The following is a 20,496-nucleotide window of genomic DNA, read 5'->3' as shown; positions in this document are numbered from 1 at the left end:
GGCCCACTGGGTCAAGCGCTTCACGCTACAGAGCGATACCGGCGCCTACCTGCGCGTACTCACCGAGGCTCATCCCTGCCACTGACCGGTATTCGATCAGGCCGAGGATCGGCCCGCCGCCGGTGCCTACTGGGCTCCGGAGCTGTAGTAGGTGTCCGCGTAGGCGTACTGATCCCAGTGCGCCTCGTCCGACCGACCGTCGCCGGACCCACCCGAAGAATCCCGATCCCCGTGCCCCGGCCACCACGCGCGGTGACCGATGAGCGCGGTCACGGCCGGGGTGAAGAACATCGCCATCACGAATGCCGCGATCGCAATGCCGACCGAGATGGCGAACCCCATCTGGGAGAGCACATTATTGCCCGCCAGCATCATCGACGCGAAGGTGCCCGCGAGGATCACACCGGCCGCGGCGACGGTCGGCCCGGTGTGCCGCACGGCAAGGGCCGCAGCCTGTTTCGGCTCGTTACCGGCACGGGCCTCCTCACGCAACCGCGCAACCATGAGGATGTTGTAGTCCGTGCCGAGTGCCACCACGAACAGGTACATGATCACCGGGAGGGTGAAGATCAGCCCGGAGTTGCCCTGGAAGTGCTGGAACACCAGGACCGAGGCACCGAGCGTGGCGGCGAAGCCGAGGAACACCGAGGCCATCAGGTACCACGGAGCAACCAGGCTGCGCAGCAAGAGGGCGAGCACGATCATGATCAGGATGCCGGCCACCGGGAACACGATCTTGTAATCGTGCACCATCGCATCCTGGAAATCGACGTACACCGAGGAGATCCCGCCCACGACGGCCGTGGTGCCCGCGGGTGCCATCGAATGTGCCGTATCCCGCAACGGACCGCGCACCGTATCCAGAGCCGCATCCGATTCGGGTGCGCCCGCGAGTGTCACCTGGAAGTCGGCGGCCATACTGTCGCTCGACACTGTCGGCGCCCCAACCTGACTCACGCCCGACACAGCCGCGAGCGCCGCGCGGTAGACGGTGAGCTGGTCGCCATCGAGCGGTGCGCCATTGGTTGAGCGCAGCAGCACATCGGAAGGCTGGGTCGATCCGGCGGGCAGACCCTTGAGCAATTCCTTGCTGTACACCGTGGATTCGGAGGTGTCCGAAGTCGAGCCGGAGCTGAGATCGAAGGTCGGATTGAAGCCGAAGGCCAGCACACCCAGGGCCACCAGCAGACCACCGGAGACCGCCGCGAATGCTCCCGGCCGCCGCCCAAGTGCCGCGCCGATGGCGCCGAAGCGTGCCCCCTTCGGCTCCTGCCGCCAGGCCTTGGAAGGCCAGAACACCTTGGTGCCGAGCAGCGAAACGACGGCAGGCACCAGGGTCAGCCCGGCGAGCAGCGCCACCCCGACGGCGATCGCCAGCGCAGGACCCAGCGCACGGAACATGCCGAGTGTCGAGAGCGTCAGCGCCATGAAGGCGATGATCACCGCACCCGCCGCCGAGGTAATGGCCTCACCGACCTTGGTGACGGCACTGATCATGGCGGTCTTCGGATCCTCCCCCGCACGCAGCCGTTCCCGGTAGCGGAACATCAGGAACAGGATGTAGTCGGTGCCGACGCCGAAGAGCACGACCAATAGGATCGAGTTCACCGAACTGTCCACCTGCAGATCGAATGCCTTGGCCGCCATGGCGATCAGGCCGCCGACGGTGCTGGAGATCGCGCCGATGATAATGATCGGCAGCAGCGCGATCACCGGGCTGCGGAAGATGACCAACAACAGCACCAGGATCAGCGCGACGGTGGCGACACCGATAATGGCCATACCCTTGGTGCTGGATTCGGTTTGATCCAGCATCTGCGCGGCCTGACCGGTGACGCCCGCCTTCAGATCCGTGCCATGCACCTGCCCCTGCAATGCGTCACGCAACTTCTTGACCGCATCGCTCTGCGTGGTATCGCCCGCGCTGGTCACCTTCGTCATCTGCACGGCGGCGATCTGCACCAATCGGTTCTCCGAGGCCGGACCGGCCTGGATCCCGGTGACATCCTTGATGCGCTGGTCGTTCAACTTGGCCGCGATCGTCGCGACACTCGCCGAATCCCCTTCGCTCAGCGGTGCACCGTCCGAGCGCACGAAGACCAGGAGCGCCGCGGGCGCCTCGTTCTGTGGAAATGCCTTCTGCTGCAATTCCATTGCCTGAATCGACTCATAATGCGAAGGCAGGAAGGCGGATTGATCGGTGGTCGATTTGAGTTTCGGCGCCGAGGCCACCACCGCGATAATGATGAGCAGCCAGAGACCGATCACCTTCCACGGGTTGTGAACGACGATCGCGCCCAATCGAGCGAACATGCTGGACAATTCCTTTCGGGAATCGGTACGAGACTCGGGAGCCGACGGCTCAGATATCGAGGTCCTCGGTCTGCGGGTGCTGGGTCATATCGACCAGTGAGCGGTAGATCTTCGTCGGGATCCGTCCGGCCAGATCCGCAAAGGATTCGACGACTTCGACCGTGTAGTCGGCCCAGACCTGTTCGTTGATGTCGAATATGTCGCGCCAGTTCTTCCTCCAGTCCGTGATCCAGCTCATCGCCGCGAAGTCGGACCATTCGGATATCCGCCGATGCACCACGTACTTGTCTTTACGGCTCAGATAGACCTGGGTCAGCTCGACACCATCGGTCGTGTAGCTGCGTGCTTGGCCGAGCAGTTGCCCCTGGAAGCGCTGTTTGCGTCCGCCACCCGGGCCTACCTCGAGCAGGATTTCCTGGAACTCACCCGGCGCCGCCTCGGTGGCTTCGCCCGGCTCCGCCTTGGCGACGTCGACGACAACCGAGGATTCGGTGTCCGTAGGCGCATTGTGGTCGGTCGTCATAACTCCCCATTTCATAAATGAATGCGCACATGCGCATGATGTTTATCGACGGTTCCAGCCGGATACCGTCGTCGGTGGATCTTGTTCTTTCGGCGATCACGCCCTCGGCGATCCGCGAGAGCCGCCGAAGGGGTCAGATGTCGAGGTCTTCGATCTCGGCGTCGACCAGCTCGCGGTCGATATCAACCGTGCCCACGGTCGAACCGTTTGGGCGGGCGGGCGTGTGCGAATCCGCGGCCATGACTACCTCATCTCATAAACGAATATGCAATTACGCATGAAACCAGCGCCAACGGACCCCGTTTCGGTCCGTTGTGACGAGTCGATCTGCTGTTTTCCGGTACCCCCGAGCGCACTCCGCGGTATCCCGTCGGGAATCACTATAAGTAGATGTATACGTATAACGCAAGCCCTAAGGTCGAGCGACCTCACCACCGGCCAAGGCAGGCTGCCTTTCCCGGTCGGCGCGACGCCGCCGCGCCACGCTGACCAGCAGCGCCAGGCCGACGCCGACTCCGAGTCCGAGCGCCCCGGCCGCCGCGAAGCCCGCGGGGAAGCCGCCCGCATCGATGGCGACGCCGGCGAGTGAGCTGCCGATGCCATTGCCGAGAGTCATTGCGGCACCGTGCCAGCCGATCGCTTCACCGCGCCCACTCTCCGGAACGATCCGGCTCAGCTGGTCGACGGATGCGACAAGCGTCGGCGCGCAGAGTGCACCCGCGATGAGCCCGGCCACGCCGAGCGATAGCGGTCCGACGGCGAAGCACATCGGAATGGTGATGGCGCCGAGCCCGGCGAGCAGGAGGTAGGTCGAGATCGGTCGATGCAGAGCGCCGTAGACGAGTCCGCCGACCAGCGAACCGAAACCCCATACGGCCATCACCACACCGAGCCATCGCTGCGCGCCGAACTCTCGAATGGCCGAGACGAAGGTCAACTCCGAACCCGCGAGCACCGCGATCGCCGCACTCGCACCGATACACAGCGCAACGAATTCGAGCCGGAACCACGCACGCCGCGGGATGGCGGCCGAGCGATCGCTGTCATCGGTGCGCAGCGACGGATTGCGCACCCACACGAAAACGCCTGCCAGCACCAGCGCCATCTGCATCCCGAACAGCGTGAGCGTCGTCGACCAGGCTGTCGCGGCGGCTACGCCGAGCACCGGCCCGACCATGAAGGCCGTTTCCACCGACACCGATTCCAACGCCAGGGCGGGCTGCCGGTTCTCCTCGGTAGTCGCCGCGATCACGGCCTGGCGCACCACCGTGAAGATCGGAATATCGAACAGCCCCGCCAGCGCCGCGAGCACCAGTAGCGCCCCGTATCCGACGAACGGCGCGATCGACCAGCACACCGCCCCGACAATGATCGACGGCAGAATCGTGCGCCGCAGCCCGAACCGATCCAGCATCCGCCCGCGCCACGGACCACTCACCGCAATACACAGGGTGACAACCGAACTCAGCGCACCGGCCTGTGCGTACGACCCGTGCAGCGTCTGCACCACATGCAGCGCGAGCAGCACCGCCCCCGCGAAGAACGGTATGCGAACCATCACCCCCAGCAGCAGCACATTGCGCACCGCCGAGTTCGACAGGACCTCGCGATAGGACCGCATTTGATCGAGGGTGTCATGCCCACCCACCCCCGCGCCACCAATTAATCCCATGATTCGGTCCGGCCGAGACGTCATGGACGCGTCCGGCCAATGCGCGACAAGGCCCCATCACCGCCCAGTTCGTCGCAAGTGTGATCATGCCGCCGTGGCGCGGTCCGTCGTATTCGGTCACGAATCCCTCACCCCACGAAGTGAAAGTTCAGCCGCAGTCGGGTGCAGGCGTTATCGGCGCCGCGCTGAACGCGACTCTCCAACCGGCGACCGCCGGCCGGGCCAGCGCGGACTCACCGACCACGACGGACGACCCATCCCCCATACGACAACCTCGGCTGCGATCTGAGTTACGAATGGTGAGCCGAGGCGGCTGCCCCTCGGCCACCAATGCACCTCAGGGCGCAGGTTGCCCGTGTTCGAGGTACGCCGTGCGACCGTCGGCATAGGCGGAATGGGCCTGCCTCAGGCGACGGCCCAGCCTGGGAATGACGTACTCATCGACCTTATCGATGCGGACCCATTTCCACTCGTCGAGTTCGGTTGGCTGGAGTTCGATGGCGCGCTCATCCTCGCCCAGTTCGCCACAGTCGAATAAATAGAGCGCCTTATCGCCTTCGCCCTGGTTCGGCGCCCAGTCGTGGACGAGCAATCGCTTCGGCACACGGTCGATCCCGAGCTCCTCACGGACCTCGCGACGGCACGCCGTGGTAGGCGCTTCACCCGGCTCTACATAGCCACCGGGTATATCCCAACCGTTGCCATAGGTTTTGTGCACCAACAGCACCTCGTCACCACGGACGAAAAGCGCCCCCGCCGCCATTCGTGCGCGCGCAAACCGATTGTCCCCGTCGACCATTGGATCACCTCACGATCTGCATTCGTTTGGCCAAGGCTTGCAATGCGAACGAAGGACTGCCGTGGACACTGCGCATCCACGTGAGTACGAGCTGTCGGCTCAGATAATGGTGGCGAACTTGTTCCGGTGCCGCCTGTTCGGCGTCGAGCACGGCGGTGATCGAATCCTGTTGGCGCCCGGCGAGATTGAATGCCCGAGCGAGTTCCAGCTGGTGACGGATCTGGCGCTCTATCGGCAATGCCGAGGTATCGAGGTTGGGACCGAGGCTCAGCGCGATCTGCACATCGCCCAATTCCATTGCGGTATTGACCCGGTGGATCGCGACGTTCGTCGGGCCGAAGGCGGTCCACAAGTAGTTGTGGTCGCCACCCAACCGCGCTGCCGCCTGATCTGCCTCTGTCAGAAAGCCCTGGACTACATCTCGTCGATTATTGCGGGCCGCGGCCATCGAACCGACGAGCAGCAGCGTTCCGTACACGGACCACACATCCGGCCGACCGGCGCCGAGATGCGATTGCAGGTAGTCGGCTCCGGCTTCCACCAGGTTCACGGCCGGTTGTACCCGGCCCGTCGACATGACGGTGAAAGCGACGGTCCTGATCAACGATCCGATGATCGCCGGGTCATTGGCGCGCTGCGCGGCGGCAAGTCCGCGCTCGGCCGCATTCCAGGCCAGGTCTGTTTCGCCGAGTTTGGTCAGCACCGACGCGGCGACCTGATAACCCAGCGCCAATACTCGATTGCTCGGTCCATCCGCATTGGATTGCACCATCGACAGCGCCGTGGACAACAGCGCTGGCAGCCGCCCGGCGGCGTAGCCGAACTTCGAGCCCTGGTAGGCGGCGAATACCTCGCTCAGATCCCGTTCGAGCTCCGGGAGTTGGAACGATCGAGATCTGCTCGTCGACGGTGCCGGCGTGCGCATCAGATGGCTGTAGTCCATCAATGTGGCGCGCAGTGCGGGGATGGTGGAAACCCCGCTTTCACTGGTCCAGTCCAGCAGCGTCGGCTCACCGATCAGATCACCTAGCGAAACATCGAGGGCGTCGGCGAGCAGACGGATAACCGATAGCCGGTCCAACGGGATCCGGTTGTTCTCGACCTTGCTCATCCAGTCGTCGGTGCGTCCGACGAGCCCGGCGAGAGCTTCTTGGGATATGCCTCGGCGGCGGCGATACCAAGCCACCCGTTCCCCGATGGTGAGATTCTGCGTCATTCCGCGCACAGGCCGATCTTCCACCTCGATTGGAAAGGATCCCGGAAGGAAATTCCGGGCGAAAACTCGAACAAGGCTCAGGCTACTGCTAAGCCAACGACATCACTGCCAGATGAGACGGGATTACCGTGAACATCGAAGAGGTTCGGACCGTGCTCGATTGGGTCGCGTACTACCGCCAGCAATTTCACCTGCCCGCCGAAGAACGCGGCGGCTATGTCATGCTGCCGGTGACGAACGCGGTGGGAATCGTGCATGTGCCGAAGCTATTCGCCGAGAAGCTGCTGGCCGCACTTCGCCAGCAGGGCAACCCCGGTCCGCTCCTGGCCCGGCAGATCCGCTGGACGTTCATCGCAGCCGTCGACAACTCCCCCGGCTATCGAGTGCTGGACCTGCTCTCCCGCAACGACATCCATGTTCCGATCGTCGGCAGTGCGCTGATGATCCCGACCGGTCTCGGCAGGCACACCCGGGAGGGCGCCTACTGGATCAACCCGCCCGAGCGAGATCAGCGTCTGCCCTCGTTGTCGACGGTTATCACCACCGCGCTCGCATTGAGACCGATAAAAGGGAACCACCGACAACGCGAAACTATCTGACTCGGCGCAAATGAAAAGGACCGCCCCACCGGAAATACTCCGGGGGACGGCCCTTTTCAGAGCTGTCGTTTCGAGCGACCCGCAAAGCAGTCGCTAAAAACTACTTGGCCTTTTCCAGGACCTCGACCAGACGCCAGTGCTTGGTGGCCGACAGCGGACGGGTCTCCATCAGCTGAACGCGGTCGCCGACACCGGCGACCTCGTTCTCGTCATGCGCCTTCACCTTGGTGGTGGAGCGAATGATCTTGCCGTAGAGCTTGTGCCGCGTGCGGTCTTCCAGCTCGACCACGATGGTCTTGTTCATCTTGTCCGAGACCACGTAGCCGATGCGGACCTTGCGGGTGCCGCGCTTTTCCTGTGTCACGTTCTCTTCACTCATGCCGCATCTCCCTTGCCAGCGGGTGCCGAGGCCAGGCCGAGCTCACGCTCACGCATGACCGTGTAGATGCGCGCGATCTCGTGACGCACGACGCGCAGGCGACGGTTGTTGTCCAACTGACCCGTCGCCATCTGGAAGCGCAGATTGAACAGCTCTTCCTTCGACTCGCGCAGGCGGGCGACGAGCTCCTCTTCGTTGAGCTCGCGGAGCTCTGCGGCCGGTGTACCGGTAGCCATCAGAACTGCTCCTCCCTGGTCACGATCCTGCACTTCATGGGGAGCTTGTGCATCGCGCGGCGCAGGGCCTCACGAGCGATCTCCTCGTTGGGGAAACTCATTTCGAACATCACGCGTCCGGGCTTGACGTTCGCGACCCACCACTCCGGCGAACCCTTACCGGAACCCATGCGGGTTTCGGCGGGCTTCTTGGTGAGCGGGCGATCCGGGTAGATGTTGATCCAGATCTTGCCACCACGCTTGATGTGGCGAGTCATCGCGATACGCGCGGACTCGATCTGCCGGTTGGTGACGTAGGCGGGCTCGAGAGCCTGGATGCCGAATTCACCGAACGCGACCGAAGTGCCGCCCTTGGCCATGCCGCTGCGGCTCGGGTGATGCTGCTTCCGGTGCTTGACCTTCCGTGGCATCAACATGCGTCAGCCCTCCTGTTTTTCTGCCGGGGCGTCGGCAACCGCAGTGGCAGCGCCTGCACGCCCGGCCTCAGTGCTGGTCGCGGTGGTACCCGAGGAACCGGACCGACGCGGGCGGCTCGGCCGCTCACGACGCTCGCGGCGGTCACCAGCGGCGGGCGCGGCCGCGGCCGTGACCTCACGCTTGCCACCGACGATGTCGCCCTTGTAGATCCAGACCTTCACGCCGATGCGACCGAAGGTGGTCTTGGCCTCGTAGAGGCCGTAATCGATATCCGCGCGCAGCGTGTGCAGCGGAACCCGACCCTCGCGGTAGAACTCCGAGCGCGACATTTCGGCGCCGCCGAGGCGGCCCGAGCACTGCACCCGGATGCCCTTGACGTTCGGCGAACGCATGGCCGACTGGATGGCCTTGCGCATCGCGCGACGGAACGCCACACGGTTCGACAGCTGCTCGGCCACACCCTGGGCGACGAGCTGCGCATCCGATTCGGGGTTCTTGACCTCGAGGATGTTCAGCTGCACCTGCTTGCCGGTCAGCTTCTCCAGCTCGGCGCGAATGCGGTCGGCCTCGGCGCCGCGGCGACCGATGACGATACCGGGACGCGCGGTGTGGATGTCGACGCGAACCCGGTCACGGGTGCGCTCGATCTCCACCTTGGAGATGCCAGCCCGCTCCATGCCGGTGGCCAGGAGCTTGCGGATGGCGACGTCTTCCTTCACGTAGTCCGCGTACTGCTTGTCCGCGTACCAACGCGACTTCCAGTCGGTGGTGATACCGAGGCGGAAGCCATGGGGATTGATCTTCTGTCCCATTTACTTTGCCCCTCCCTTCCGGCGGCTGCGAGCAGCACCGGCGGTGGGCACGCTCTCGACCTCGATGGTGATGTGGCTGGTGCGCTTGCGAATCCGGAACGCGCGGCCCTGGGCCCGCGGCTGGAAGCGCTTCATGGTCGCGCCCTCGTCGACGTAGGCGGTCGAGATGACCAGCGTGGCCGGGTTCAGGCCGAGGTTGTTCTCGGCGTTGGCCGCGGCGCTGGCGACGACCTTGGCGACCGGTTCGCTCGCGGCCTGCGGCGCGAACTTCAGGATCGCAAGTGCGTCCTCGACCCGCTTGCCGCGGACCAGGTCCACGACACGGCGAGCCTTCATCGGGGTGACGCGAACATGCTTCGCCGTCGCCCGGGCAGTCGGGTTCTGAGTCTCAGTGGTCATCGCCGCTTGCTCTTCCGGTCTTCCTTGACGTGGCTCTTGAACGTCCTGGTGGGCGCGAACTCACCCAGCTTGTGGCCGACCATGGACTCCGAGACGAACACCGGCACATGCTTGCGACCGTCGTGGACGGCGAAGGTGTGACCGATGAAATCCGGGATGATGGTCGAACGACGGGACCAGGTCTTGATGACCTGCTTGCTGCCCTTCTCGTTCTGCACGTCCACCTTTGCGAGGAGGTGGTCGTCGACGAACGGGCCCTTCTTGAGGCTGCGTGGCATTTCTTACCTCCTCCTTCAGCGCTTCTTGCCGGTCTTGCGACGGCGGACGATGAGCTTGTCGCTCGGACGGTTGGGCTTGCGGGTACGGCCTTCCGGCTGACCCCACGGCGAGACCGGGTGGCGACCACCGGAGGTCTTGCCCTCACCACCACCGTGCGGGTGGTCGACCGGGTTCATAACGACACCACGGACCGTGGGACGGCGACCCTTCCAGCGCATGCGGCCGGCCTTGCCCCAGTTGATGTTCGACTGTTCGGCATTGCCGACCTCGCCGACGGTGGCGCGGCAGCGCACGTCGACGCGGCGGATTTCACCGGAGGGCATACGCAGCGTGGCGTAGGGGCCTTCCTTACCGAGCAGCTGGATGCTCATGCCGGCGGCACGGGCCATCTTCGCGCCACCGCCCGGACGCAGTTCCACGTTGTGAATCGTGGTACCGGTCGGGATGTTGCGCAGCGGCAGGTTGTTACCCGGCTTGATGTCGGCCGTCGGGCCGGACTCGATCGGGGTGCCCTGCTGGATACCCTTCGGCGCGATGATGTAGCGCTTCTCGCCGTCCACGTAGTGCAGCAGCGCGATGTTGGCGGTGCGGTTCGGGTCGTACTCGATGTGCGCGACCTTGGCCGGGATGCCGTCCTTGTCCAGGCGACGGAAGTCGATCAGACGGTAGGCACGCTTGTGGCCGCCACCGCGGTGCCGGGTGGTGATGCGACCGTGCGCGTTGCGGCCACCCTTGCTGTGCAGCGGGCGGATCAGCGACTTCTCGGGGGTCGACCGAGTGATCTCAGCGAAGTCCGAGACGCTGGAGCCACGACGGCCCGGCGTAGTCGGCTTGTATTTACGGATTGCCATGAGTTCTTCTCTGCTTTCTGGAATCCCAGGCGCTTACGCGACCGGGCCTCCGAAGATCTCGATGGGCTTGCTGTCGGCCGAGATGGTCACGAGCGCGCGCTTGGTGTCCTTGCGCTTGCCGTAACCGAAGCGGGTCCGCTTGCGCTTGCCCTGACGGTTGGCGGTGTTGACGCTGGTCACCTTCACGCCGAAGACCTTCTCGACGGCGATCTTGATCTGCGTCTTGTTGGAATCCGGGTGCACGATGAAGGTGTAGGTGCCTTCCTCGATCAGTCCGTAGGACTTCTCCGAGATGACCGGCGCCAGCAGAATGTCGCGGGGGTCGGCGATCGTGGTCACTTGCTCTCCTCCTGTGCGGATTCGGCGGGGCCGTGCACGAAGGCGTTCAAGGCCTCGACGCTGAACACCACTTCATCGCTTTCCAGCACGTCGTAGGTGTTGAGCTGATCCGGCGCGATCGGGTGCACGAACTCCAGGTTCTGCACGCTCTTCCAGGCCGCGATGTCCTCACGTCCGAGGACGAGGAGGAACTTCTTGCGGTCCGACAGCTCGGACAGGAAGGACTTCGCGGTCTTGGTCGACGGGGCCTGCCCCGAGACCAGTTCGCTGATCACGTGGATGCGCTCGTTGCGCGCACGATCCGAGAGAGCTCCGCGCAGTGCGGCACGGATCATCTTCTTGGGGGTGCGCTGGCTGTAGTCGCGCGGCTGCGGACCGTGCACGGTGCCACCGCCGGTGAACTGCGGCGCGCGGGTCGAGCCCTGACGGGCGCGGCCGGTGCCCTTCTGGCGGTACGGCTTCTTGCCACCACCGCGGACTTCACCGCGGGTCTTGGTGGAGTGGGTGCCCTGGCGAGCGGCGGCGAGCTGCGCGATGACCACCTGGTGCATCAGCGAGATGTTCGCGGTCGCGTCGAAGATCTCCGAGGGGAGTTCGACGGTGCCATTGGTCTTGCCACCCAGTTCTTTGACCGGAAGCGTCAGGTTGGTCTTCTTCTCAACGCTGGTCATGCGTGTGCACCACCCTTCACGGCGCTCTTGACGACGACGACGTTGCCGCGGCGACCCGGGATCGCTCCCTTGATCAGCAGCAGGCCGTTCTCGACGTCCACCTTGTGAACCGACAGGTTCTGTGTGGTGACGCGGTCATTGCCCATCCGGCCCGACATGCGCATGCCCTTGAACACGCGGCCGGGGGTGGCGCAGCCACCGATGGAACCCGGGCGACGGTGCACGGCCTGCGCACCGTGCGAGGCGCCTTGGCCGGCGAAGCCGTGGCGCTTCATGGTGCCGGCGAAGCCCTTGCCCTTGCTGGTGCCGGTGACGTCGACGTAGGCGCCCTCTTCGAAGACATCGGCGTTGATCTCCTGGCCGACCTCGAAGGTGGAGGCATCCGCGACCCGGATCTCGGCGACATGGCGGCGCGGGGTGACACCGGCCTTGGTGAACTGGCCGGAGACCGGCTTGTTCACCTTGCGCGGGTCGATGGCGCCGAAAGCGACCTGGACGGCGCTGTAGCCGTCGCGCTCCACGGTGCGGATCTGGGTAACGACGTTCGGTCCGGCCTTGATGACGGTCACGGGGACGACGCGGTTCTTATCGTCGAACACCTGGGTCATGCCGAGCTTGGTGCCCAGGATGCCCGCCGCGGGCCTGTTCTTGTTATCAGTCATGATTCGAGTCCCCGTCACTGAATGTTGACGTCGACGCTGGCCGGGAGATCGATGCGCATCAGGGCATCAACCGTCTTCGGCGTCGGGTCGAGGATGTCGATCAGCCGCTTGTGCGTCCGCATCTCGAAGTGCTCGCGCGAGTCCTTGTACTTGTGCGGCGAACGGATGACGCAGTACACGTTCTTTTCGGTCGGCAACGGCACCGGCCCGACCACACGGGCCCCGGTGCGGGTCACCGTCTCCACGATCTTGCGCGCGGACGCGTCGATCGCTTCGTGGTCATAGGCCTTGAGCCTGATGCGGATCTTCTGTCCCGCCACGCTAAGTGTCCTTTTCTCCGCTTATCGTTCGTGGTCCGGAAGCCGGCTTCCGTACCACCTTCAATTGCACAGCCCGAACACACGAAGACGTCCCAGCCCGAGTGGATCAGGCCCGGAAGAGGCAGCCTGCGTAACGCAGGGCCCCCGCTCGGGCAGATCCAACACAGTGAGACCCCGACCGGGCACGCCGCCCGGCTCCGCCGGTTGACGTGCGACAGTCTCGCCGCTGTTCATCTGTCATGGTTCTCCGGTCCACGCGGTCGGGCGTGTCGCCCATCCGCTCATTCCTCGGCTCCGGTTCGAAACTTCACCTGGCCTGGAACGTTGTCCCGGACGTACCCGCACTGGAAGCCAGCGAGGTACACGATTGGGTGTTGCTCGCCTCGCCACCCGCCACAGCCGCGGTACGGCATGACCTGGTGCAAGGCAACCCGAACAGTATGCCCGACGCCGTTGGCGACATCAAATCCGCCCCCACCCCTCGACTCGCCACCAGGTCAGGGCACGAATCCCGGGCGCGCCCCAGTTGCGAGGTGGTGGGCGATCACGGTCGAACGCACCTGGGCTACTGGAGTGAACAGCCACCGGCGGGTGCCGCAAAAGTATGTCACGCCCCTACCGGAGCCTAACTTACTTTTAAGTAAGATAAGGGTATGACGAAGCAGACCGCGACCCATCGCATCTGGACGAAGCTGCCGGACAACCGGCTGGGGCACACCCTGTTCTCGCTTGGCATGGTGGCCCGGGTGCCCTATTTCGGCACGGTGCTGCCGAGCGTCGTGCGACTGGAACCCGGACTGTGCGAGGTGACCTCGCCGAAGTGGTTCGGCATCCACAACCATCTGGGCACCTATCACGCGATCGCGGCATGCAATCTGGCCGAGGTGGCAATGGGAATGCTGAGCGAGGCGACGGTGCCCGATACCCATCGCTGGATCCCCAAGGCCATGAATGTGCAGTACCTGGCCAAGGCCGAGACCGGGCTGCGCGCGGTGGCGAAGCTGGCCGAGTTGCCCGACTTCACCGAGATCACCGAGGGCCGCGAGCTGGTCGTACCGGTATCCATCTACGACAAGCACGGTCTCGAGGTCGTGCACGCCGATATCACCACCTGGGTCACGCCCAAGTAGGCAATGTCCTCGCCCGGTCCCGAACCGGCGAGCGGCACCGCCGCCCCGCCCCGGGAGCCCGCGGGCCAGGGGGTGGTGTTGCGGGCGCACGGCCGGTGCGGTTTGAATGCGAACCATGAGTGACAGCGCGGTCGGGGAATTCGACCTCTGTGTGGTCGGGCTCGGACCGACCGGACGGGCGCTGGCGCATCGGGCGATGCGGGCCGGCTGCACGGTGGCGGCCGTCGATCCGCGGCCCGACCGGCTCTGGCCGCCCACCTTCTCCTGCTGGATCGATGAGCTGCCGGAGTGGCTGCCGCCCAGCGCCATTGCCGCGCGCATTCCGCGGCCGACGGTCTGGACCGAGTCCGAGCATCGCATCGACCGGCCCTACTGCGTGCTGTCGAAAACCGGTCTGCGCGATGCGCTTGCACTCGACGAGGCCACCGTGTTCGCCGGTCGGGCCACGCGCGTGGATGCCAATGAGGTGGAGCTCGCCGACGGCACGATCCTCAGAGCGGCAACGGTTTTCGATACTCGCGGACTGCCCGCGCTCGGACGGCGTCGAGCCGCGAGCGCGCACGGCATCTTCGTCGACGCGGAGACCGCAGCGCCGATGATCACCGAAGGTGAAGGGCTGCTGCTGGATTGGCGCTCGGAGAACGGCGCGGGTCCGGACGAACCGCCGTCGTTCCTCTATGCCGTCCCGCTCGGCGATGGCACGGTGATCTTCGAGGAGACCAGCCTCGGCCTGCGCGGCGGTATGCCACAACACGAATTGCGTAGGCGCACCCTGAACCGCCTTGCCGCACACGGCATCCGACTCACCGGCACGGAGCCGACCGAGGCCGCGCATTACCCACTCGACCAGCCACCGCCGAAAAAGGGTACCGCCCAGGCGATTCCGTTCGGCTCCCGCGGCGGCATGATGCATCCCTGCACGGGCTACAGCGTCGCCGGTTCGCTTGCCCTCGTCGACACCACCGTCGCGGCCCTGCGGCAAGGCCGCGACCCGATCGCCGAACTCTGGCCGTGGCGGGCGCGGCTGGTGTACTGGATGCGCATGCGCGGACTCTGGGGCCTGGGCCGCCTGACCACCGAACAGTCCGTCGCCATGTTCGACACCTTCTTCAGCGCCACCCCACGCGGCCAACGCGCCCTACTCTCGGCCCACGACGACTACACCGCCCTCGGCGCCGTCCTCTTCAACACCGTCGCTCGCACCTGGCCCTTCCGCTGGCGCTACGACCTGGTCGGCTGGACCAACCGAAACCGCTGGCTGAACTACGATTTCACAGAGCCACTCGAGCGCATCTCGCGACGCACAGAATGACGCCGCGATCATTCGAAATATCTGCGCCTCAACGAAAATCGATGGTTTCCAGCGTGAACGAGAAGGGGTCGGGAAGTTCGAGTGGCTTCCCGAAGGGAACTCTGATCTCCGAGCGGTAGTCGATCAGGTCCGCCTCGCCGCCGGGTTCACCGAGAAGAGTGATCGTCTGCTGCTGCCGATCGACGAGTAGATAGAGCGGCACCGCTCCGCGGGCATAGCAGTATCGCTTGGTCTTGCGATCCCAATCCGGTTTCGAGCTGGTGACCTCGACGACCATGACGACCTTGCCGACCGACATCCATGAGGGCTCGTCGATGAATGCGCCGTCGGGGACGAATACGCCGTCGGGAATCAAATGGTTCTTCGGGCAGAGTCCGCCACGGTCCAGCAACAATCCCTTATGGCCGGAGAAGGAAAACTCCGTTGCGGACTGCCGGTACACCTGCCGAATCAGCGTGGAGATGTTCTGCTCGTGATCACCGTCCGGCGGTGGTGTCACGATGATGTCGCCCTCGATCAGCTCGGCCCGGAATCCTTCCGGAGTCTCCAGCGCGTGGAAGCCCTCCAACAGCACATCTGCTGGATCCCCCTGCGGCTCATGCGCCTCAGCTGCGGTCACTGCCGACACCTCCTCCGCTCGCGCGCTCAGCATACGGGTCGCCTATGACCAAGTGCGTCCGATCGATAGCCTGGTCGGATGCCCTGTTTCGAAGGCGCCGCAGAGAACACACGGCCCGGTCGGCGCAGCCGCGCGGACCGGGCCGAGTTCGTCAGGCGCCGGTTTCGGCGGCGCGTTGATAGCCGCGGATGGCGGGGTAGGCGAACACGATGATGAGGCCCACTACCCAGGCAACGGTTTTGAGGAGGGGTTCGGCCACCGAACCGCCGTAGGACAGGCCTTTCATGGCATCGATGGCACAGCTCATCGGCTGATTGGCGACCACGTCCTGCAGCCAGATCGGGTAGGCGAAGACCGGTACGAAGCCGGTGTTGAAGAACAGCAGCAAGGTGTTGAAGATGCCGATCAGGCTGACGAGCATGACACCCTCGGTAATGGTCGCCAGCGCGGTGACGAGCACGGCGAAACCCACGCCGAACAGCACCGGAATGCCGATGAGCGCGATGGCCGCGAGCGGGCCCTGGCCGAAGCGAAAGCCAAGGGTCAAGCCGACCGCGATCACGAACAGGGTGGTGACCAGGACGCGGACCGCCTCGGCAAGGAGCCTGCCGGTCAGTCCGGCCGCCCGGTGCACCGGCATGGTCCAGAAGCGCCCGAGCAGTCCGGTGAACTTCTCGCCTTTGAATCCCAGCGCACTGACCACCGCACCCGACATCGCGGCGACCAGCGTGATCAGCGCGACCTGCCCGTAGACGCTCGGTATACCGGTGGCCGCAGTGATCGAAATGCCGAGCACGATGCGGAACATCAACAGCGTCAGTGCCGGGTAGACCAGCGTCTGGATGGTGGTCGCCGGATCGCGCGCCCATACCAACAGCAGTCGCTTGCACTGGATCAGGCTGTGCGCGACCCAGGTGGACAGCGCACGTTCGGACGGCGGGGTGACCCGCGGCAGCACCTCGAACCCGTCGATCTCGGTGCGCTGCACAGTCTCGACAGAACTCATGACCGCCTCACGCTCGCCCAGATCGCCAACGGGGTGAAGACGATCGCCGCACCACCCAACCAGACCAATGGCACCCACAGCACATCCCAGCTCACCCCGTCATGGGCCATATCGCGCAGCGCGAAGGAGAACTGGGAAATCGGCTGATTGCGCACGAACGGCCGGATCCACATCGGGAAGCTGCGCTCCGGGACGAATCCGCACGAGAGCATGCCGAAGATCAAGGTGGGCAATGTCAATGCCTGGCTCAGCGATTCCGGACTCTTGGTCAGACTGCCGAGCGCATCCGCGCCGAGCGCGAGCACGGTACCGACCGCGATCGAGAACACGCAGAACAGCACGGCCTGACCGGCACCGGCGATGAATCGGAAGCCGATAATGTAGCCGAAGATGATCGCCGCGGTCAGTGCGGTCAGCGAACGGACCAACCCGGCCGCGATGCGCGCGCTCAAGGGCACCATGATGCCGATCGGCATCGTCTGCAGTCGGGTACTCAGACCGGTCAGCGCCTCGTAGGCGGCCAGCTGCGCATTCGACATCATGGTGAAGGCCATGGTCTGCAGCACGATGATCGGCATGACGAACTGGGCGTAGTCGATGCCCTGGAACTTCATCACGTACCGCAGCGGCAGATAGAAGCCGAGGGTGAAGACCAGCGGGGTGATCATTGCGACGATCAGCTCGCCCTTGGTGGCCATGGTCCGGACGATGCGTCCGGTCAGCGCCCGCCACTGTGCGAAGGCGGACAGTCGGGCCGCGGGCAGCTCGGCGAAGAGCAGCGCCGTATCGGGCTGCTCAACGATTGCGGAACTCACTAGTGGCCGCCCGAATGGCCGGTGATGGACAGGAATACATCATCGAGCGAGGGCCGCCGCAGCGCGATATCGGCCAGCTGGATCTCGGCGGCATCGAGCCTGCGCAACGCCTCGGAGAGGGTGGCGGCACCATCGGGCGCCGGAATGGAAAGCCGGTCCCCGCCATTGATATCGGCGAGCACCGCGGCGGGCACCAGATCACCGAGCGCGGCGGCGGCCTTGCCGAGCTGGGTCGGATCCAGCGGCACCACCTCGCAGTAGCTGCCGCCGGTCTTCTCCTTGAGCTCGTCGGCGGTGCCCTCGGCGATCACCGTGCCCTTATCGATGACGATGATGTTGTCGCTGAGCACATCGGCTTCCTCGAGGTACTGCGTGGTGAGCAGCACCGTGATGCCCTGATCCTTGAGCGCGGTCACCAGATCCCACACGCCTTGGCGGCTGCGCGGGTCCAGGCCGGTGGTCGGCTCGTCGAGGAACACCACCTCGGGGCGCACCACCAGGCCGCAGGCGATATCGACACGACGACGCATGCCGCCCGAATAATTGCGCACCGCACGACGGCCCGCACTCACCAGGTCGAATTCCTCGAGCAGGGTGTCGGCGCGCTTGCGGGCAGCGGATTTGCCCAGGCCCATCAGGCGGCCGAACAGCTCCAGGTTCTCGCGGCCGGAGAGGTTCTCATCGAGTGCGGCGTACTGGCCGGTCATCATGATCGAGCGCCGCACGCCCGCCGGATCCTTCTGCACATCGTGGCCCGCGACGATGGCAGTGCCGGAGTCCGGGCGCAGCAGGGTGGACAGCACCTTGACCATGGTGGTCTTACCCGCGCCGTTCGGCCCGAGGATGCCCAGCACGCTGGCCCGCTCGGCGGTAAAACTGATGCCCTGCAACGCATGCACATCGCCGAATGACTTTCGGACGTCGGCAACGACGACCGCGGCCTCACCACCTTCGAGTGGTGGGTCGCTCGCGTGCGAATCCGATTTGTTCAAGCTCGGCATCAACTCTCCACTGTGTCTGATCGGCGGCGGTCGCTAGGCGTTAGGCATGAATACGTCCCGGTTGGTGATCCCTGCCGCCAGGCGTGATGTTACCGGCCCGCGCATTCCTATATGGCCGAGCGCGTCATACCCACCGGTCCGAAACCTAAGTGTGTCCTTGATCACATTTGCGGTGGCCAAACCGCCGCAGCCGCGATCGTCGCTGGTCGCGGCGGTCAAGGGCAGCGCAGGGGCGGCAGGAGCGCCTTGTCGGGCCGTCGCGGCAACCATAGTCTGCTAGGCGGGGGAACACGCACTCACTCGTTGCGGCAGCACTGCTTCGCCTAGCGCTCGGCGGTCTGCGGCGGATCGACCCTGCGAGAGGTGACCATGGCCGAGACCGCGCAGCCGAGACTGGCAGCGCATACGGGAGGATCGGGCCGACCGAACGTGCTGACGTCCTATGACCCGCGCACCGGCGAAATCGTCGGCAACTACGCCGTAATGGGCGCCGGTGAACTCAACCGCACCGTGCGCGCCGCACGCTCCGCCGAAAAGTGGTGGGCAGAACTGGGATTCAGCGCTCGCAAACGCTGGCTACTGGACTGGAAGCGCAGTATCGCCAGGCGCGCAGGCGAATTGGTGGAGATCCTGTGCGAAGAAACCGGAAAACCGGAGGCGGACGCGGCAATCGAGGTGATGCTCGCGGTCGAGAATCTGGATTGGGCGGCCCGCAATGCCGCCCGGGTACTGGATCGGCGCAAGCTCGGATCGACCTGGCTGAGCCGCAATCAGCACGCCTCTGTCGGCTATCTGCCCCTCGGCGTCGTCGGCGTGCTCGGACCGTGGAACAACCCGGTGTTCACCCCGATGGGTTCGATCGCCTACGCGATGGCTGCGGGCAATGCCGTGGTGTTCAAACCCGATGAACTCACCACCGGCGTCGGGGTCTGGCTGGCCGACAGCTGGAACAAGCTGGCACCGAATCAGCCTGTGCTGCAAGTGGTCACCGGTGATCACGCCACCACCGCGGCGCTGTGTCGCAGCAAGGTGGACAAAATCGCCTATGCCGGTTCGGATGCGGGCGCGCGGGAGGTGATCTCGCTGTGCGCGCAGACCATGACTCCGGTGGTGGTCGAGCGTAATGGCAAGGGCACCATGGTGGTTCACGTCGACGCCAAACTCGACGAGGCCGCAGAGGCCGCGGTCTTCGGCGCGATGGCCAATGCGGGCCAGAACTCGACCGGTATCCAGCGGGCCTATGTCGCCAACTCCGTGTACGACCGATTCCTGGAACTGGTGGTCGAACAGGCGCGGCGACTGCGCCCCGGTGCGGATAGGCGCGCCTCCTACGGCCCGATGATTCTGGAATCACAGGTCGACGTGGTGCGCAGGCAGGTGCGCGATGCGCTGGCCAGGGGCGGACGCGCGGTGGTCGGCGGACTGGACTCGATACGCGAGCCCTATATCGAACCCATCGTGCTCGCCGAGGTGCCGGAGGAGAGCGTCGCGATCACCGGTGAGGGCATCGGGCCGGTGCTGATCGTCAACAAGGTCGCGAATATGGACGAGGCGGCGCGACGCATCAACGCGGTCGGCAATGGTGTCGCGGTGTCGGTGTTCACCCGCGATGTGCACGGCATCGAATCCTTTGCCGAACAGCTGCGGGTCGGCGTTGTGACCATCAATTCTTCGACCACGTACGCCGGGATCCCCGCGTTGCCATTCGGTGGCGTCGGCGAATACGGGCAGGGACACCATCACGGCGACCAGGGACTGCGCGAGTTCAGCCGGACGCTGGCCATCGCCCGCAAGCGCTACCGCGCCCCGGTGAACCTGTCCACCTTCGATCGGCATCCCCGCCATCTGCGCACGGCGAAGACCATCTTCCGAGTGCGCCACGGACGGTAGAGCTGAGCCCAGCCGCGGATCACTTCATACGCCCCCACCATGGAGCGAGTCTTACGAGCGACGTTCGCGGCCCGTCTCGCGTCCGAGTCGTCGAAGCGCATGCGCCGCAGGCGCGAGTCTCGACCACTGGGCGGTGCACCTCGGGCGCCGAACTGCCCGCTCGAGGCGACCACAAGGGAGTGAGTCTTACGAGCGACGTTCGCGGCCCGTCTCGCGTCCGAGTCGTCGAAGCGCAT

Annotated in this window: 24 protein-coding genes; 4 read left to right on the top strand and 20 right to left on the bottom strand. The window is 65.1% G+C overall.

Annotation, left to right across the window (positions count from 1 at the left end; all coding sequences use genetic code 11):
* Window positions 1-126 precede the first annotated feature (126 nt).
* From ABZW16_RS36540 to ABZW16_RS36520, 5 genes are all read right to left on the bottom strand, one after another.
* Window positions 127-2,313: an MMPL family transporter gene (locus ABZW16_RS36540; RefSeq protein WP_354960697.1), complete on the bottom strand. Its 2,187-nt coding sequence runs from the start codon at window positions 2,311-2,313 to the stop codon at window positions 127-129.
* Window positions 2,314-2,362: 49 nt separating this feature from the next.
* On the bottom strand, window positions 2,363-2,836 hold the full coding sequence (locus ABZW16_RS36535; RefSeq protein ID WP_354960696.1) for an EXLDI protein: 474 nt from the start codon (window positions 2,834-2,836) through the stop codon (window positions 2,363-2,365).
* A gap of 412 nt (window positions 2,837-3,248) precedes the next feature.
* The gene (locus ABZW16_RS36530) at window positions 3,249-4,457 is read right to left on the bottom strand and encodes an MFS transporter (protein ID WP_354960695.1); all 1,209 of its coding nucleotides are present in this window, start codon (window positions 4,455-4,457) and stop codon (window positions 3,249-3,251) included.
* A 388-nt stretch (window positions 4,458-4,845) separates the two neighbouring features.
* Window positions 4,846-5,307, bottom strand: a complete 462-nt coding sequence (locus tag ABZW16_RS36525; protein ID WP_354960694.1) for an NUDIX hydrolase — start codon at window positions 5,305-5,307, stop codon at window positions 4,846-4,848.
* Window positions 5,308-5,311: 4 nt separating this feature from the next.
* On the bottom strand, window positions 5,312-6,523 hold the full coding sequence (locus ABZW16_RS36520; RefSeq protein WP_354960693.1) for a helix-turn-helix transcriptional regulator: 1,212 nt from the start codon (window positions 6,521-6,523) through the stop codon (window positions 5,312-5,314).
* Between the two features lie 128 nt (window positions 6,524-6,651).
* On the opposite strand from ABZW16_RS36520, the gene ABZW16_RS36515 reads away from it, so the two are divergent.
* Window positions 6,652-7,122, top strand: coding sequence for a hypothetical protein (locus tag ABZW16_RS36515; RefSeq protein WP_354960692.1), 471 nt, complete (start codon window positions 6,652-6,654; stop codon window positions 7,120-7,122).
* Between the two features lie 100 nt (window positions 7,123-7,222).
* Here ABZW16_RS36515 and rpsQ read toward each other — a convergent pair whose 3' ends face one another.
* From rpsQ to rpsJ, 11 genes are read right to left on the bottom strand one after another with little or no spacing between them, the layout of a single operon-like run.
* Entirely contained in the window at window positions 7,223-7,501 is a 279-nt protein-coding gene (gene rpsQ, locus ABZW16_RS36510) for a 30S ribosomal protein S17 (RefSeq protein ID WP_354960691.1), read from the bottom strand.
* Window positions 7,498-7,737 (bottom strand): 50S ribosomal protein L29, encoded by a 240-nt coding sequence (rpmC, locus tag ABZW16_RS36505; protein WP_040686552.1) that lies wholly within the window; start codon window positions 7,735-7,737, stop codon window positions 7,498-7,500. The genes rpsQ and rpmC overlap by 4 nt, the downstream gene beginning before the upstream one ends.
* Complete coding sequence (rplP, locus tag ABZW16_RS36500) at window positions 7,737-8,153, bottom strand: 50S ribosomal protein L16 (RefSeq protein WP_354960690.1); 417 nt, start codon at window positions 8,151-8,153, stop codon at window positions 7,737-7,739. The genes rpmC and rplP overlap by 1 nt, the downstream gene beginning before the upstream one ends.
* 3 nt (window positions 8,154-8,156) lie before the next feature.
* Window positions 8,157-8,966 (bottom strand): 30S ribosomal protein S3, encoded by an 810-nt coding sequence (rpsC, locus tag ABZW16_RS36495; protein ID WP_354960689.1) that lies wholly within the window; start codon window positions 8,964-8,966, stop codon window positions 8,157-8,159.
* Window positions 8,967-9,365: a 50S ribosomal protein L22 gene (gene rplV, locus ABZW16_RS36490; RefSeq protein WP_062983231.1), complete on the bottom strand. Its 399-nt coding sequence runs from the start codon at window positions 9,363-9,365 to the stop codon at window positions 8,967-8,969.
* Window positions 9,362-9,643, bottom strand: coding sequence for a 30S ribosomal protein S19 (gene rpsS, locus ABZW16_RS36485; protein ID WP_040686549.1), 282 nt, complete (start codon window positions 9,641-9,643; stop codon window positions 9,362-9,364). The genes rplV and rpsS overlap by 4 nt, the downstream gene beginning before the upstream one ends.
* Before the next feature lie 15 nt (window positions 9,644-9,658).
* Window positions 9,659-10,495: a 50S ribosomal protein L2 gene (gene rplB, locus ABZW16_RS36480; RefSeq protein WP_354960688.1), complete on the bottom strand. Its 837-nt coding sequence runs from the start codon at window positions 10,493-10,495 to the stop codon at window positions 9,659-9,661.
* A gap of 33 nt (window positions 10,496-10,528) precedes the next feature.
* A complete protein-coding gene (rplW, locus tag ABZW16_RS36475; protein ID WP_040686547.1) occupies window positions 10,529-10,834 on the bottom strand; it encodes a 50S ribosomal protein L23 in 306 nt (101 codons plus the stop codon).
* A complete protein-coding gene (gene rplD / locus ABZW16_RS36470; RefSeq protein WP_354960687.1) occupies window positions 10,831-11,505 on the bottom strand; it encodes a 50S ribosomal protein L4 in 675 nt (224 codons plus the stop codon). The genes rplW and rplD overlap by 4 nt, the downstream gene beginning before the upstream one ends.
* A complete protein-coding gene (gene rplC, locus ABZW16_RS36465) occupies window positions 11,502-12,167 on the bottom strand; it encodes a 50S ribosomal protein L3 (RefSeq protein WP_354960686.1) in 666 nt (221 codons plus the stop codon). Before rplC ends, rplD begins: the two co-directional genes overlap by 4 nt.
* Before the next feature lie 14 nt (window positions 12,168-12,181).
* A complete protein-coding gene (gene rpsJ / locus ABZW16_RS36460; RefSeq protein ID WP_003938093.1) occupies window positions 12,182-12,487 on the bottom strand; it encodes a 30S ribosomal protein S10 in 306 nt (101 codons plus the stop codon).
* 653 nt (window positions 12,488-13,140) lie between these two features.
* Here rpsJ and ABZW16_RS36455 point away from each other — a divergent pair.
* Together ABZW16_RS36455 and ABZW16_RS36450 are read left to right on the top strand one after the other, a co-directional pair.
* Window positions 13,141-13,617: a hotdog fold domain-containing protein gene (locus ABZW16_RS36455; protein ID WP_354960685.1), complete on the top strand. Its 477-nt coding sequence runs from the start codon at window positions 13,141-13,143 to the stop codon at window positions 13,615-13,617.
* A gap of 115 nt (window positions 13,618-13,732) precedes the next feature.
* Window positions 13,733-14,929, top strand: coding sequence for a lycopene cyclase family protein (locus tag ABZW16_RS36450; protein ID WP_354960684.1), 1,197 nt, complete (start codon window positions 13,733-13,735; stop codon window positions 14,927-14,929).
* Between the two features lie 28 nt (window positions 14,930-14,957).
* Here ABZW16_RS36450 and ABZW16_RS36445 read toward each other — a convergent pair whose 3' ends face one another.
* From ABZW16_RS36445 to ABZW16_RS36430, 4 genes are all read right to left on the bottom strand, one after another.
* Window positions 14,958-15,548 (bottom strand): Uma2 family endonuclease, encoded by a 591-nt coding sequence (locus ABZW16_RS36445; RefSeq protein WP_354960683.1) that lies wholly within the window; start codon window positions 15,546-15,548, stop codon window positions 14,958-14,960.
* A gap of 151 nt (window positions 15,549-15,699) precedes the next feature.
* Window positions 15,700-16,554 carry a peptide ABC transporter permease gene (locus ABZW16_RS36440; protein ID WP_354960682.1) on the bottom strand — a complete coding sequence of 285 codons (855 nt, stop codon included), beginning with the start codon at window positions 16,552-16,554 and terminating at the stop codon, window positions 15,700-15,702.
* Window positions 16,551-17,333, bottom strand: a complete 783-nt coding sequence (locus ABZW16_RS36435) for an ABC transporter permease (protein WP_354960699.1) — start codon at window positions 17,331-17,333, stop codon at window positions 16,551-16,553. The genes ABZW16_RS36440 and ABZW16_RS36435 overlap by 4 nt, the downstream gene beginning before the upstream one ends.
* A 35-nt stretch (window positions 17,334-17,368) precedes the next feature.
* Entirely contained in the window at window positions 17,369-18,370 is a 1,002-nt protein-coding gene (locus ABZW16_RS36430) for an ATP-binding cassette domain-containing protein (protein ID WP_354960681.1), read from the bottom strand.
* A 369-nt stretch (window positions 18,371-18,739) separates the two neighbouring features.
* Between ABZW16_RS36430 and ABZW16_RS36425 the strand changes: the two genes are divergently transcribed.
* On the top strand, window positions 18,740-20,260 hold the full coding sequence (locus ABZW16_RS36425) for an aldehyde dehydrogenase family protein (RefSeq protein ID WP_354960698.1): 1,521 nt from the start codon (window positions 18,740-18,742) through the stop codon (window positions 20,258-20,260).
* The last annotated feature ends 236 nt before the right edge of the window (window positions 20,261-20,496 follow it).

This window comes from Nocardia sp. NPDC004604, assembly GCF_040609795.1.
Lineage (GTDB): Bacteria > Actinomycetota > Actinomycetes > Mycobacteriales > Mycobacteriaceae > Nocardia.
This window is presented reverse-complemented; position numbering and strand designations above follow the sequence as displayed.